Source organism: Pseudoxanthobacter soli DSM 19599, from assembly GCF_900148505.1.
Classification (GTDB): domain Bacteria; phylum Pseudomonadota; class Alphaproteobacteria; order Rhizobiales; family Segnochrobactraceae; genus Pseudoxanthobacter; species Pseudoxanthobacter soli.
In genome coordinates this window covers 295,272-308,259 of sequence record NZ_FRXO01000002.1, presented here as the reverse complement: position 1 = coordinate 308,259, position 12,988 = coordinate 295,272, and the positions used below count along the sequence as shown (strand labels likewise).

Genomic DNA, 12,988 nt, shown 5'->3' with positions numbered 1-12,988 from the left:
AAAAGGCCGCCGCCGGCTCTACAGCATCGGGCGCCCGTTTCGCATCCGGAAGAGGGCGCTGCGGCTCCGGCCACGGCGCCGGGCATGTTCCGAACGCCGCTTCGCATCGGCCACGCGCCGATCTCGCACGCGACGTTGATGCCTCCGCCGGAAGTTGAGGAATCCCGCCACCGTGATCAGCGACCCCGTGCCAAGCGCCCGCCCTGCCGGCCCGACGACGCGGTTGGCGCGCTGGGGCGGGTTCTTCCTGACGCCGGCCGGCGTCGCCGTCCTCGTGCTGGCGCTGACGATGCTGCGGCTGTTTTTCTCCGCCGCGACGCCGCCGACCGAGGACGAGGCCTATTACCGGCTGTGGGGGTTGCACCCGGCCTGGGGCTATCTCGACCATCCGCCGATGGTGGGGTGGTGGATGACGGCCGGCATCGCCCTCGTCGGCGACAACGCCCTCGGGTTGCGGCTGTTCTCGGTGCTTTCCGTCGCCATCGGCTCGCTGGCGCTGTGGCGCACCGCCCGCATCCTGTTCGAAAGCGAGCGCGCTGCGGCGTGGTCCGTGCTCGTGCTCAATGCCACCGTGTTCATCGGCGGCGCCGGCATCGTCGCCACGCCCGACCAGCCCTCGGCGCTGTTCTGGGGCCTCGCGGTCTGGGCGCTGGCCGAACTCGTCCGCTCCGGCCGCGCGTCGTGGTGGCTCGCGGCAGGCGCCTTCGCCGGGCTTGGTCTCGTCTCGAAATATTCCGTGCTCTTTCTCGGCGCCGGCATGGTGCTGTGGATCCTCGCCTGGCGCGAAACCCGCCGCTGGCTGGCATCGTGGCAGCTTTGGGCCGGTGGTGTCCTCGCCGGGCTGATCTTCCTGCCGGTGGTGCTCTGGAACGCGCAGCACGGCTGGGCGTCGTTCATCAAGCAGTTCGGCCGCGCCGGGGCCGGCGCGCTGGAGCTGGAGCACGTGCCGGAATTCATCGCCGGCGAGGTCCTGCTGATCGGCCCTCTGCTCGTTCCCTATGTGCTGCTCGGCGCGTGGCTCGCGGTGCGGGCCGGCTGGAAAGGCGATGTCCGCCGCGGCCTCTTGGTCGCCACCAGCCTGCCGTTCGTGCTCTATCTCGTCAGCCACGGCTTCCATGACCGGGTCCAGGCGAACTGGGCGGCGCCGCTGTTCGCGGCGAGCGCTCTCGTTGCCGGCGACGCCGCGGCATGGCTCGCGTCGGGCGCACGCGGCCGGCTCGGCCGCTGGCTCACGGTGCTGCTGCCCTGGGCGGTGGTGGCCGGCCTCGCGACCGGCATCGGGGTCATGGCCCATGGCGCGCGTCCCATCGCCGGCATCGTCTCGCCGCTCGATCCGACCCAGCAGCTGCGCGGCTGGAAGGACCTCGCCGCGGAGGTCGAGAAGCAGCGCATGGCGGCCGGCGCGAGCTGGATCGCGACCCAGAACTACGCCATGACCGGTGAGCTTGCCTATTATCTGCGGCAGGTGCCGGTGGAGCAGCTTCACGAGCGCCTGCGCTATGCCGCGGCGCCCGATCCCGATCCGGCGATCCTCCAGCAGCCCGGCCTGTTCGTCGGCCTGGAGCGCAATTTCTACCCGCAATATCTCGATCTGCGCTTCCGCGACGTGAAGCCCCTCGGCGTGATCGAGCGCCGGGCAGGCGGCGTCCTGCTCGACCGCTATGTCGTGATCCGCGTCGCCGATCCCATCGGCAATCCGCTCCATCACGCGGCGCCGTGGTAGCCGGCCGCTTCCGCCTCGCTCTCGGCCACGCCTCACAAAAAGAAACCGCCGGCGCATTCGATGCGCCGGCGGTTTCATGTTCGTCACCCTCTTCAGCGGCCCCGGCGACCGGACGCCCGTGAGCGTCCGTGCCGCCACCGCGACCGGGTGTCCCGGTCGCGGCCTGCGGGCGCAGGGGCGTCAGGACGTCCTCAGAAGTCCATGCCGCCCATGCCGCCCATGCCGCCGCCGCCCGGCATCGCCGGAGCGGCCGGCTTCGGCAGCTCGGCGATCAGCGCCTCGGTGGTGATGAGCAGCGAGGACACCGACGCGGCGTCCTGAAGCGCGGTGCGCACGACCTTGGTCGGATCGATGATGCCGGCCTTGATCATGTCGACATAGGTCTCGGTCTGAGCGTCGAAGCCTTCGTTGTCCGAAGACTCCAGCACCTTGCCGACCACGATCGAGCCTTCCACGCCGGCATTCTCGGCGATCTGGCGGATCGGGGCTTCAAGGGCGCGCAGCACGATCTTCACGCCGGCCTGAACGTCGGCGATGTTGGACGTCACGGCCGCGACGGCCTTCTTGGCGCGCAGCAGCGCGACGCCGCCGCCCGGGACGATGCCTTCCTCGACCGCGGCGCGGGTGGCGTTCAGCGCGTCGTCGACGCGGTCCTTGCGCTCCTTCACCTCGATCTCGGTGGCGCCGCCGACGCGGATCACCGCGACGCCGCCGGCCAGCTTCGCCAGACGCTCCTGCAGCTTCTCGCGGTCGTAGTCCGAGGTGGTCTCCTCGATCTGCGCCTTGATCTGCGCCACGCGGCCTTCGATGTCGGACTTCTCGCCCGCACCGTCGACGATCGTGGTGTTCTCCTTGGTGATGGAGACCTTCTTGGCGCGGCCGAGCATGTCGAGCGTGACGCTCTCGAGCTTGATGCCGAGGTCTTCGGAGATCACGGTGCCGCCGGTGAGGATCGCGATGTCCTCGAGCATCGCCTTGCGGCGATCGCCGAAGCCCGGAGCCTTCACGGCCGCGATCTTCAGGCCGCCGCGCAGCTTGTTGACGACGAGCGTGGCGAGAGCCTCACCCTCGACGTCCTCGGCCACGATCACCAGCGGACGGGAGGACTGCACCACGGCTTCCAGCACCGGCAGCAGCGGCTGCAGGGTCGAGAGCTTCTTCTCGTGGATCAGGATGAAGGCATCTTCCAGATCCGCGACCATCTTCTCGGCGTTGGTCACGAAATAGGGGGAGATGTAGCCGCGGTCGAACTGCATGCCCTCGACGACGTCGAGTTCGGTCTCGAGCGACTTGGCTTCCTCGACGGTGATGACACCCTCGTTGCCGACCTTCTGCATCGCCTTGGCGATCATCTCGCCGATCTCGCGCTCGCCGTTGGCGGAGATGGTGCCGACCTGACCGACCTCTTCCGAGGTCTTGATCTTGGTCGAACGGGCCTTCAGGTCCGCGATGGCGGCGACGACGGCGAGGTCGATGCCGCGCTTCAGGTCCATCGGGTTCATGCCGGCGGCAACCGCCTTGGCGCCCTCGCGGACGATCGACTGGGCGAGCACGGTGGCGGTGGTGGTGCCGTCGCCGGCGAGGTCGTTGGTCTTGGAGGCGACTTCGCGGACGAGCTGGGCGCCGAGGTTCTCGAACTTGTCCTCAAGCTCGATTTCCTTGGCGACGGTCACGCCGTCCTTGGTGATGCGCGGAGCGCCGAACGACTTTTCGATCACGACGTTGCGGCCCTTGGGACCGAGCGTGACCTTCACCGCGTTGGCGAGAATGTCGACGCCGCGCAGCATCTTGTCGCGCGCGTCGGACGAAAACTTGACTTCCTTGGCAGCCATCGGATTTTTCCTCTTGGATGCGGGCCGCGGCCTATGCCGCGCAAAGGCCGCTTATGGAAAGGCCGGCGCTCGGCCGGCCGTCCCGTGGGATCAGTGGATCAGGCCACCACGCCCAGGATGTCGCTCTCCTTCATGATGAGGAGATCCTGGCCGTCGACCTTCACTTCGGTGCCGGACCACTTGCCGAACAGCACGCGGTCGCCGGCCTTGACGTCGAGCGCCACGAGCTCGCCCTTGTCGTTGCGCGCGCCGGGACCGACGGCGACGACCTCGCCCTCCTGGGGCTTTTCCTTGGCGGTGTCGGGAATGATGATGCCGCCCTTGGTCTTTTCCTCGGACTCGACGCGGCGGACGACCACCCGGTCGTGCAGCGGACGGAAAGCCATGGTTGTTTTCCTTCAGGTTCTCGAAAAGGATCGCGGAAGATCGGAATTCGGTTGAGGCCGCCGCTGCTGCGTCCGCTCCGCATGAACGGGGACCCAGCGCCGGCACCTCCCTGGCACTCTCCCGATGGGAGTGCCAAGCCACCTGCGATGTAGGAGGCGCGGCACCGGAAGTCAACAGCGGCCGGCGGGTCCGGCGAACACGGCATCGTCAACGCGGCGCGCTGCAATGGGGCGCCAATGGACGACACAGTGTTCACACCAGCGTTGTAGCTTGCGGCACCGGACCGCCTTAAGTGTTGTGTCGTCATTGATCGGCGCCGCCGGTCGCTGGCGTCGCGGTGTGTCTGCCTGCCGCCGGTTTCACCCCGGCGCGGCCATCTGCGGACCGTGTGTCCGCCGGGCCGCCTCGGACGCCATATCACAGATGAACGAAAGACGGAGTGCACGAGATGACGAAGGTTCTCGTTCTCTATTATTCGAGCTGGGGTCACGTCGAGGCGCTGGCCAAGGCCGCCGCCGAAGGCGCTGCCTCCACCGGCGCCGAAGTCACCATCAAGCGGGTGCCGGAGCTGGTGCCGGAAGAGGTGGCGAAGCAGTTCTATTACAAGCTCGAGCAGGAAGCTCCGATCGCGTCCCCGGCGGAACTCGCCGATTATGACGCCATCATCTTCGGCACGCCCACCCGCTTCGGCAACATGGCGTCGCAGATGAAGAACTTCCTCGATCAGACCGGCGGCCTGTGGGCCCAGGGCAAGCTGATCGGCAAGGTCGGCTCGGTGTTCACCTCCACCGCCAGCCAGCATGGCGGCCAGGAGACGACGATCACCTCGTTCCACACCGTGCTCCTGCACCACGGCATGGTCGTTGTCGGCCTGCCCTATGCCTTCCAGGGCATGGTGGGCGTCGACGTGGTGAAGGGCGGCACCCCCTACGGCGCGACCACCCTCTCGGACAGCGACGGTTCCCGTCAGCCGAGCGAGGTCGAGCTCGAAGGCGCGAAGTTCCAGGGCAAGCACGTCGCCGAGATCGCGGCGAAGCTATCGGCCTGACCGCTTCCGGCTGGGTCTGCCTTCGTCCGGATTGTCCGATCCGGGCGGGGCGCTCCCGCGCCGAAAACACCAGGGGCCGCTCCGGCACAGCGCCGGGCGGCCCCTTTTTTGTTGAGAAGAACGTCGTCGCGTCTCCGGCGCAGGCTACTCGGCCGCTTGCCGCGTCGGGGCCGGGCGCAGCGCGAACAGGCAGGCGCCGACGATGATCGCCGCGCCGGCAAGCGTCGGCGTCGTCGGATGCTCGCCGAACACCAGCCACCCGAACAGGCTCGCCCACAGGAACGCGGTATATTCGAGCACCGCCAGGCGCGAGGCCGGCGCCCGCGTCAGGGCCCAGGTGATGCCGAACTGGCCGAGCGTGCCGAACACGCAGACGGCACCGAACAGGAACAGATCCTGCGTCGTCAGCGGTTGCCACGCGCTCGTTCCGGGGATCGCGAGCAGGGTGCTGGCGACGATGGTCTGCGACAGCACGATGGTCTCCACCGAATCGCTCGCCGATTGCCGCCGTACCAGCACGTTGGAGAGGCCGTAGCACGCCGCGGCGAACAGCGCGGCAAGCGCGCCGTAAAGTGCGGAATCGCCGTGCTTGCCACCGATCTGGCCCCACAGGATGACGAGGATGCCGGCGAAGCCGATGCACAGGCCGATGATCACGCGGCCGCCGAGCGGCTCCTTCAGGATCAGCCGGCCGAACAGAGCGATGAAGAACGGCGCCAGGAACTGGATCGCCATCGCCTCGGCGAGCGGCAGCACCGAGATCGAATAGAAGAACGACATCGCGATCATCACGACCAGCACGCCGCGCAGCCCGTTGGAGCGCAGCGAGGCGACCGTCAGCCGCTGTGGCCGGCGCAGGAACAGCATGAGGACGATCGGGATCGCGAAGGCGTAGCGCAGGAACACCGCCTGTTCGAGCGGCAGGCCACCCACCAGGAACTTCATGGTGGTGTCGAGCCCGACGAACGAGCAGATCGCGGCCGCGCCGACGAGCACCGGGGTCGAGCCCGGATCGGTGCGGATGGAAACCGCGCTCATGGCCGTGCCTCCCCGCTGGCCGGGAGCGGCAGGCGGTAGGCGAATTCCCAGGAATCGGATGCGTCCGCGAGGAAGCGCCGGACCGGGATGCGGGTGAAGCCGTACCGGTCATAGAAGCGGTGCCCGGCCGTGAAGCGCGTATCTGTCCAGAGCCGCAGCTCCGTCGCGCCGGCAGCACGTGCGAACGCGATCGCCTCGTCCAGCATCCGCCGGGCGAGCCCGAGGCCGCGCGCGGCGGCATCGAGATAGACCTTGTGCAGCGTGAACACGCCCGGCTCCGCCGTGGCGGCGAGGCCGAAGGTTCCGATCAGGCGGTCGCCGTCTTCGGCCACCCACAGCCGTCCGCCGAGACCGGCGAAGTGGCTGGCGGGCGCGGCGAGTTCGGGAAATTCGGACGGCTCGTAGACGCAGCCCGGATATTCGGCGAACACGCCGGCGATCAGGCGCGCGATGGCCGCGCCGTCGCCGTCGGAGGCGGCACGGACGACGACGGCGCCGGAGGAACCGGCGCCGGCAGACGAGAGGGTAGACACGGAAGACCTCGAACAACGCGAACAGCGGCGCCTGTACCCGCTGTGCGGGCCGCATTCCCGGCGGTTGATCGTTCTTGTCCGACCGCTGTCGATTCGCCGAGGAAAGGGGATCCCGCGCGCAACGCCGACCAGCGAAATCCGTCCCTCCTGCGTATCATTTGTGTGCGTGTGTGGGCAAGGGGAGCCGCGTCCGGCGGCTCATTCCATCGCCGGGGCCAACCCTTCCACCAGCCCGTCGAAGGTCGCCCGGCAGCGCGGCGACGCGCGCAGGTCCTCGTGCATGACGATCCAGGTGTCGAGCGACAGCGTCACGGCGTCCGGCAGCAGGCGGACGAGATCCGGGTCCCGCGCGGCGATCGGCACCTGGCAGATGCCGATGCCGAACCCGGCGCGGATGGCGGCGAGCTGGGCGATGTCGCTGTCCGTCGCCAGCGCGAAGCGCAGTCCGTCCAGCGCCGGCACCCGGGCGGCCATGGCGCGGATCGCCGCCGACCCCCGGTCGAAGCCGATCAGGGCGTGCGCGGCAAGGTCGGCTGTCGTCCGGGGCGTCCCGGCGCGGTCGAGATAGCGCCGATGGGCATGGAAGCCGAGCGGAATGCGCCCGACATGGCGGGCGACGAGCGCGCCCTGTGTCGGTGCCACCATGCGCACCGCGATATCGGCTTCCCGCTGCATGAGGTCCTCGACGGCGTTGGTCAGCACCAGCTCGAACGCGAGGGCGGGGTGGCGCTCGCGCAGCGCGGCGAGGATCGGCGGCAGCACCTCCGCGCCCATGATCTCGCTGGCGCTGATGCGCACCGTTCCTGCAACGTCCCCGCCATCGCCGGATGCCGCCCGGATCAGCGCGTCCGCCGTCGCCGCCAGGGTCTCGGCGTGGGGGATCAGGCTGCGTGCGACGTCGGTGGGCGACAGCCCGCGCTGCGAGCGCACGAACAGCGTCGTTCCGAGCGCGCGTTCGAGGTCTTCGACATGCCGGGCGAGCGTCGGCTGTGTCAGTCCGAGGCTGCGGGCGGCGGCCGACAGCGAGCCCTCCCGCGCGACCGCGAGAAAGCTGCGATAGAGATCCCAGTCCGGCTTTCTCGTGTTCATAAATTTCCGTATGGATGCACTACGGATTTCAACAATTCCGTTTAGCATCGCATCGGCCCATCTTCCATCGGTCAGATGGAGGTCGGACGATGACGCAGAACGCGAACAGGCAGAACGCGGACAGAACGGCACTGGTGCTCGGAGCCACCGGCGGAATCGGCGGTGAAGTCGTCCGCGGCCTTCAGGCCCGCGGCTGGGCCGTGCGGGCGCTGCATCGCGATCCGGGCCGGGCGGCCGCGCCGGCCGGTGGCATCCGCTGGATCACCGGCGACGCCATGAACGCCCGCGACGTCGCGGCCGCCGCCGAGGGGGCGCAGCTCGTCGTCCACGCCGTCAACCCGCCGGGCTACCGCCGCTGGGCCGAATTGGTGCTGCCGATGATCGACAACACCATTGCCGCCGCCGTATCGAGCGGCGCGCGCATCCTGCTGCCCGGCACGGTCTATAATTACGGCCGGGACGTGATGCCGCTCATCGGCGAGGACGCGCCGCAGAACCCGTTCACGAACAAGGGACGCATCCGCGCCGAGATGGAGCGCCGCCTGAAGCACGCGGCGGATGCTGGCGGCAAGGTGCTGATCGTCCGTGCGGGCGACTATTTCGGCCCCCGCTCCGGCAACAACTGGTTCTCGCAGGTGCTGGCGAAGGGCGAGGGACCGCTGCGGCGCATCACCTATCCCGGCCGGCGCGGCGTCGGTCACCAATGGGCCTACCTGCCCGACGTCGCCGAGACGATGATGCGTCTTGTGGAGCGGGAGCAGGTGCTCGGCGCGTTCGCCTCGTTCCACATGGCCGGCCATTGGGATGCGGACGGCACGGCGATGATCGCCGCGATCCGGCGGGCCGTCGGCCGGCCGGACCTTCCGGTGTCCTCGCTGCCGTGGGCCATGATGGCGCTCGCCGCGCCGTTCGTGCCGCTGTTCCGGGAGCTCGGCGAAATGCGCTATCTCTGGCGCGAGCCGGTCCGGCTCGACGGCGCGCGGCTTGCCGCGCTCGGCATCGAGGCGCATACGCCGCTCGACGCGGCCGTGCGGGAAACCCTCGCCGGCCGCGCCGCGTCTTCGTCCCGCGCCGCGGCCTCCGCTCAGGCCGCGACCTTCGCTTCGGTCGCGGAATCCGGCACGCCGCCGAAATAGATCTCGAGCGCCGTGCGGAACAGCGGCTCGCCCGGATCGGCGGCGGCGAACAGCGTCATGCTCGACCGGAATTTCAGGTTGTCAGGTGTGCCGAAGATGTCGCGCGCCGAACGGCCGGAAAGGCGGTTCACGGCCGCGGTGCAGGCCTTCAGTCGCGGTCCGAGCACCGGGTGTCGCAGATAGGCCCGCGCCTCGTCCATGGAGCCGATGGCATAGCGCTGCGCCATCGCACTGTGGCCGAGGCCGGCGAACTGGGGAAACACGAACCACATCCAGTGGCTTTCCTTCCGGCCCTGCCGCAGTTCGGCGAGCGCGGCGTCGTAGACGCCCTCCTGCGCCTGCACGAACCGGTCGAGATCGTAGGTCGCGTCGTTCATCGCATCCTCCCGCGAGTGTCGCCGCGGGGCCGTCTCTGGCGGGCTCGCGGCCGTTTACCGGGCGAAGTCCTGCAGGAAGGCGGCCTCGATCATCGCCGCCACCTGCCGGTGGATGTCGTCTCTCGTTCGCGGGTGTCCCGGCGCATCCCCGCACAGGGGATCGGTGTCGCCGGTCTCCTTCAGGAATTCCCGCGCGCCCGGCTGGCATTCGGCGAGGAAGCTCAGATGCACCGCGCCGTCCACCTTCTGATATGTGTGGTCGGGAATCGCGGCGGCAAGCGTCTCGGCCTCAACGGCGACCGGAATGGTGCCCGGACTGCCGAGATTGATGATGTGGACCGGCACGGCGATCGCCTCGAGGCTGTCCGCGGTGAACGCCCGCGCCACCGAGGGATCGACCGCGACGACGGAGCCGATGCGCGCGTCGCGGTTCGATTGTTCGAAGCGCGCCTTGTTCGTGCTGCGCAGGTCGACGCCGCCGCTCGCGAACCACCGGCAGTCCGGCATCGCGGGATAGCGCTCGCAATAGACGGCATAGGCTTCGAGATCGGCCCGTGCGCCGGCGAGCGACAGCACCGTGTGGCCGCCGAGGGAGAAGCCGATCGCGCCGACATGGCGGTCGTCGATGTGCTCCTTCCAGGGCGGCTCGGTCGTCAGCGCCGTCAGCACGTCGGAGATGTCGGCCGTGCGCTGCCACATCCGCGTGGTGTCGAGCGGCGTCGAATTGCCCCGCGTCGTGCCGGGGTGGTTCGGGCCCGCCACGATCATCCCGGCCGCGGCGAGCCGGCTCGCCAGCCAGGAGAGATTGAGGATGCTGCCGCCCGACCCGTGCGACACGAGCACCAGCGGAAACCGCCCCGCGGCGGGCGGCGCGTCCCGCCACGCCGCCGTTCCCCTGAACAGCCTGTCCTCGCCGACGAGCGCTTTCGTGCCCCCCGCCGTCGCGGGATACCAGACGGTCACCGTCAGCGTGCCGCCGCGCGACGGCGCGGGCACCTCGACCGTCCGGACCCCGACGGCGTCGGCAGCCATGGAGGCGCCGGAAAGGCCGGTTGAAAGGAGGACGGCGGACAGGGCGGAAAGAAGGGTTCTGAGAAGCGGGCGCATGGCGGGGTCCGGAAGCGAACGGAGGGAACGCGATGCCCCCTCTTTCGGCCCCGGAGCCGCATTTATGCGACCCGCAACGTGTTCGAGATCGTCCTTGATCGCGATTCAGGTCCGCGCGTGTGTCGACGCGTGCCTTCCCACGGCTCGTCTCCCCGCGATGCGTCTTGCATCACCGACGGGATCGTCTGCCTCCCGAAGCCGTGCTTCAGAGCGCGATGTCGAGCCCGAGATCGAGGATCGGCGCGCTGTGGGTGATCCAGCCGACCGAGATCAGGTCCACCCCGCTCGCGGCGACCGGGCCGACGGTCTCCAGGTTGATGCGGCCAGAGGCCTCGGTCAGGGCACGCCCGCCGACGCGCGCGACCGCCTCCTTCAGCATCGCCGGCCCCATATTGTCGAGCATGACGACGTCGGCCCCGGCGGCGAGCGCCTCGTCGAGCTGGGCGAGCGTGTCGACCTCGATCTCGATCTTGACGAGGTGGCCGACATTGGCCCGCGCCCGTTCAAGCGCCGGGCGAACGCCGCCCGCGACGGCGACATGGTTGTCCTTGATCAGCACGGCGTCGTCGAGGCCGAAGCGGTGGTTGGAGCCGCCACCAGCCCGCACCGCGTGCTTTTCCAGCGCCCGCAGTCCTGGCGTGGTCTTGCGGGTGCAGACGATGCGGGCGTGGCCATGGGGGCGCGCAGCGGCGACGAGGGCCGCCGTCGCCGTCGCGATGCCGGAAAGCCGGCAGATCAGGTTGAGCGCCACCCGCTCGGCCGCCAGCACGGAACGCGCCGCGCCGGCGATGCGCATCACCACGTCGCCGGGTTCGACCGGCGTGCCGTCGCCTTTCGCGACCGTCACCTCAAGCGCCGGATCGATCAGCCGGAACGCCATGGCGGCCACCGCGGTGCCGGCGATCACGCCCGGCTGCCGGGTGACCATCTCGGCGACGGTGCGCGCGTCCACGGGCACCACCGCGTTGGAGGTGATGTCGCCGGCCCGGCCGAGATCTTCCAGAAGCGCGGCGCGGACGATCGGCTCCACCAGCAGGTCCGGCAGTGCCGGCAGATCCACCGGAAGATCCGCCGGCCGGCCGGCGGGTAGGGCCGCGACGGACTCGGGACGGGCAAGAACGGTTTCGGTCACGCGACTCTCCGCTTGTCTGCGGGCTCGGCGGCGGCAAGCGCGGCCGCCCGGTCCAGGGCATCTGCGAGGGTGATTTCGGCGTGGATGCCAAGGGGGCCGGTCAGCGGATGGTCGCGCCGGGCGTGGCCGCCGCGGCTTTCCCGGCGATCGAGCGCGGCGACGGCGACAGCCGTCGCGACAGTGACCATATCCGGGACCGATGCCATGCCCGCTGCCGTCTCTCCTGTCATTCCTGCGACGATGGCGCCGAGCCGGGCCACCGCCTCCGTCAGCCCCGCTTCATCCCGCAGCACGCCCACGTGGCGGTCCATCAGAACCCGGATCTCCGCCCGAAGAGCCGGCGGCAGCGCGGGGGCGGACGCCGCCGGCCGGATCGCCGTCGCGCGGCCGCCGCCTTCCGCGGCGAGCGCCTCGGCGATGCGGCGGCCGAACACCAGCCCCTCCAGCAGCGAGTTGGAGGCGAGGCGGTTGGCGCCGTGCAGCCCCGTCGATGCGACCTCGCCCGCTGCCCACAGGCCGTCGAGACTGGTGCGGCCGCGGTCGTCGGTCTTCACCCCGCCCATGTGGTAGTGGGCGGCCGGCCGCACCGGGATCGGCTCGCGCGCCGGGTCGATGCCGGCGGCGCGGCACAGCGCGGCAACGGCGGGGAACCCTGCCGCGAAGCGCTCGCCGAGCGCCGGGCGCGTATCGAGGAACACACGCTCGCCGCGGGCGATCTCGGCGAAGATGGCCCGCGCCACCACATCGCGCGGCGCCAGTTCCCGGCCGGCAACGTCGCGCATGAAGCGCTCGCCGCGGCCGTTGACGAGGATCGCGCCTTCGCCGCGCAGCGCTTCGGTGGCGAGCGGCATCGGGTCGCCGCCGGCCGCGATCGCGGTCGGGTGGAACTGCACGAACTCCATGTCGCGCAGCACGGCGCCGGCCCGGCCGGCGAGCGCGAGGCCCTGGCCCGTCGCGCCAAGCGGATTGGTGGTGGAGCCGTAGAGCCCGCCGAGACCGCCGGTCGCCAGCACCACCGCCCGGGCCGGCACCGCTTCCGGGGCGCCGCCGTCGCGTCGTGCTGCGACGCCGCGCACCCGGCCGCCGTCGTCGCACAGCAGCGCCGTGGCAGACGCGCCCTCGACCACGGTGATCGACGGGGTCGCGCGGGCAGCGGCGATCAGGGTTTCCAACACCACGCGGCCGGTGGCGTCGCCACCGGCGTGGGCGATGCGCCGCCGGTTGTGGGCGGCTTCGAGGCCGAGCGAGATCGCGCCGGCGGCATCGCGGTCGAATGGCGTGCCGATGCGCACCAGCCAGTCGATGGCCGCCGGCGCGGCTTCGGCGACCAGCGCCGCGATCGCCGGATCGCTCAGGCCCGCGCCGGCCGTCAGCGTATCGGCGGCATGAAGCGCGGGGGCGTCGTCCGCCCCGAGCGCGGCGGCAATGCCGCCCTGTGCGAGCCCGGTCGCCGCCGCCGTTCCGAGCGGGGAGGCGACGAGTACCGTCACGGGCATCGGTGCGAGCGCGAGCGCCGTCGCGAGGCCCGCGACGCCGCCGCCGACCACCACAACGCGGTCCGATCCGTTCGTCATGTCGGTTGCCTT

12 protein-coding genes are annotated in these 12,988 nt (G+C 70.3%); 3 read left to right on the top strand and 9 right to left on the bottom strand.

All coding sequences use genetic code 11. The features are described from left to right. The first annotated feature begins 172 nt into the window (after nt 1–172). A complete protein-coding gene (locus BUF17_RS05860; RefSeq protein ID WP_139282433.1) occupies nt 173–1,723 on the top strand; it encodes a glycosyltransferase family 39 protein in 1,551 nt (516 codons plus the stop codon). Nucleotides 1,724–1,914: 191 nt separating this feature from the next. On the opposite strand, the gene groL is transcribed toward BUF17_RS05860, so the two are convergent. Both groL and groES read right to left on the bottom strand, forming a co-directional pair. Further along, the gene (groL, locus tag BUF17_RS05855; protein WP_073626541.1) at nt 1,915–3,555 is read right to left on the bottom strand and encodes a chaperonin GroEL; all 1,641 of its coding nucleotides are present in this window, start codon (nt 3,553–3,555) and stop codon (nt 1,915–1,917) included. Nucleotides 3,556–3,653: 98 nt separating this feature from the next. Beyond that, complete coding sequence (gene groES, locus BUF17_RS05850) at nt 3,654–3,941, bottom strand: co-chaperone GroES (RefSeq protein ID WP_073626539.1); 288 nt, start codon at nt 3,939–3,941, stop codon at nt 3,654–3,656. Between the two features lie 449 nt (nt 3,942–4,390). Here groES and wrbA point away from each other — a divergent pair, with 449 nt between their 5' ends. Then, on the top strand, nt 4,391–4,990 hold the full coding sequence (wrbA, locus tag BUF17_RS05845; protein ID WP_073627178.1) for an NAD(P)H:quinone oxidoreductase: 600 nt from the start codon (nt 4,391–4,393) through the stop codon (nt 4,988–4,990). Between the two features lie 144 nt (nt 4,991–5,134). Here wrbA and BUF17_RS05840 read toward each other — a convergent pair whose 3' ends face one another. The 3 genes from BUF17_RS05840 to BUF17_RS05830 form a co-directional block, all read right to left on the bottom strand. Further along, entirely contained in the window at nt 5,135–6,028 is an 894-nt protein-coding gene (locus tag BUF17_RS05840) for a DMT family transporter (protein ID WP_073626537.1), read from the bottom strand. Continuing rightward, nucleotides 6,025–6,561, bottom strand: a complete 537-nt coding sequence (locus tag BUF17_RS05835; protein ID WP_073626535.1) for a GNAT family N-acetyltransferase — start codon at nt 6,559–6,561, stop codon at nt 6,025–6,027. Before BUF17_RS05835 ends, BUF17_RS05840 begins: the two co-directional genes overlap by 4 nt. 198 nt (nt 6,562–6,759) lie before the next feature. Beyond that, nucleotides 6,760–7,650: a LysR family transcriptional regulator gene (locus BUF17_RS05830; protein ID WP_073626533.1), complete on the bottom strand. Its 891-nt coding sequence runs from the start codon at nt 7,648–7,650 to the stop codon at nt 6,760–6,762. 89 nt (nt 7,651–7,739) lie between these two features. On the opposite strand from BUF17_RS05830, the gene BUF17_RS05825 reads away from it, so the two are divergent. After that, nucleotides 7,740–8,786 carry an NAD(P)H-binding protein gene (locus BUF17_RS05825; RefSeq protein ID WP_073626530.1) on the top strand — a complete coding sequence of 349 codons (1,047 nt, stop codon included), beginning with the start codon at nt 7,740–7,742 and terminating at the stop codon, nt 8,784–8,786. On the opposite strand, the gene BUF17_RS05820 is transcribed toward BUF17_RS05825, so the two are convergent. The 4 genes from BUF17_RS05820 to BUF17_RS05805 all read right to left on the bottom strand — a co-directional run bounded on the left by BUF17_RS05820 (nt 8,735) and on the right by BUF17_RS05805 (nt 12,976). Beyond that, nucleotides 8,735–9,163, bottom strand: a complete 429-nt coding sequence (locus BUF17_RS05820) for a DUF1810 domain-containing protein (RefSeq protein WP_073626528.1) — start codon at nt 9,161–9,163, stop codon at nt 8,735–8,737. The genes BUF17_RS05825 and BUF17_RS05820 overlap by 52 nt on opposite strands. Nucleotides 9,164–9,217: 54 nt before the next feature. Then, on the bottom strand, nt 9,218–10,270 hold the full coding sequence (locus BUF17_RS05815) for an alpha/beta hydrolase family protein (protein ID WP_073626526.1): 1,053 nt from the start codon (nt 10,268–10,270) through the stop codon (nt 9,218–9,220). Nucleotides 10,271–10,475: 205 nt separating this feature from the next. After that, nucleotides 10,476–11,330: a carboxylating nicotinate-nucleotide diphosphorylase gene (gene nadC / locus BUF17_RS05810; RefSeq protein ID WP_073627176.1), complete on the bottom strand. Its 855-nt coding sequence runs from the start codon at nt 11,328–11,330 to the stop codon at nt 10,476–10,478. 68 nt (nt 11,331–11,398) lie between these two features. Next, the gene (locus BUF17_RS05805) at nt 11,399–12,976 is read right to left on the bottom strand and encodes an L-aspartate oxidase (protein ID WP_073626524.1); all 1,578 of its coding nucleotides are present in this window, start codon (nt 12,974–12,976) and stop codon (nt 11,399–11,401) included. Nucleotides 12,977–12,988 lie beyond the last annotated feature (12 nt).

Excerpts from the sequence above, each read along its gene's own strand:
- BUF17_RS05820 (WP_073626528.1), bottom strand. The coding sequence starts at position 9,163 with ATGAACGACGCGACCTACGATCTCGACCGGTTCGTGCAGGCGCAGGAG.
- BUF17_RS05805 (WP_073626524.1), bottom strand. The coding sequence starts at position 12,976 with ATGACGAACGGATCGGACCGCGTTGTGGTGGTCGGCGGCGGCGTCGCG.
- BUF17_RS05840 (WP_073626537.1), bottom strand. The coding sequence starts at position 6,028 with ATGAGCGCGGTTTCCATCCGCACCGATCCGGGCTCGACCCCGGTGCTC.
- BUF17_RS05830 (WP_073626533.1), bottom strand. The coding sequence starts at position 7,650 with ATGAACACGAGAAAGCCGGACTGGGATCTCTATCGCAGCTTTCTCGCG.
- BUF17_RS05815 (WP_073626526.1), bottom strand. The coding sequence starts at position 10,270 with ATGCGCCCGCTTCTCAGAACCCTTCTTTCCGCCCTGTCCGCCGTCCTC.
- groES (WP_073626539.1), bottom strand. The coding sequence starts at position 3,941 with ATGGCTTTCCGTCCGCTGCACGACCGGGTGGTCGTCCGCCGCGTCGAG.
- groL (WP_073626541.1), bottom strand. The coding sequence starts at position 3,555 with ATGGCTGCCAAGGAAGTCAAGTTTTCGTCCGACGCGCGCGACAAGATG.
- wrbA (WP_073627178.1), top strand. The coding sequence starts at position 4,391 with ATGACGAAGGTTCTCGTTCTCTATTATTCGAGCTGGGGTCACGTCGAG.
- BUF17_RS05825 (WP_073626530.1), top strand. The coding sequence starts at position 7,740 with ATGACGCAGAACGCGAACAGGCAGAACGCGGACAGAACGGCACTGGTG.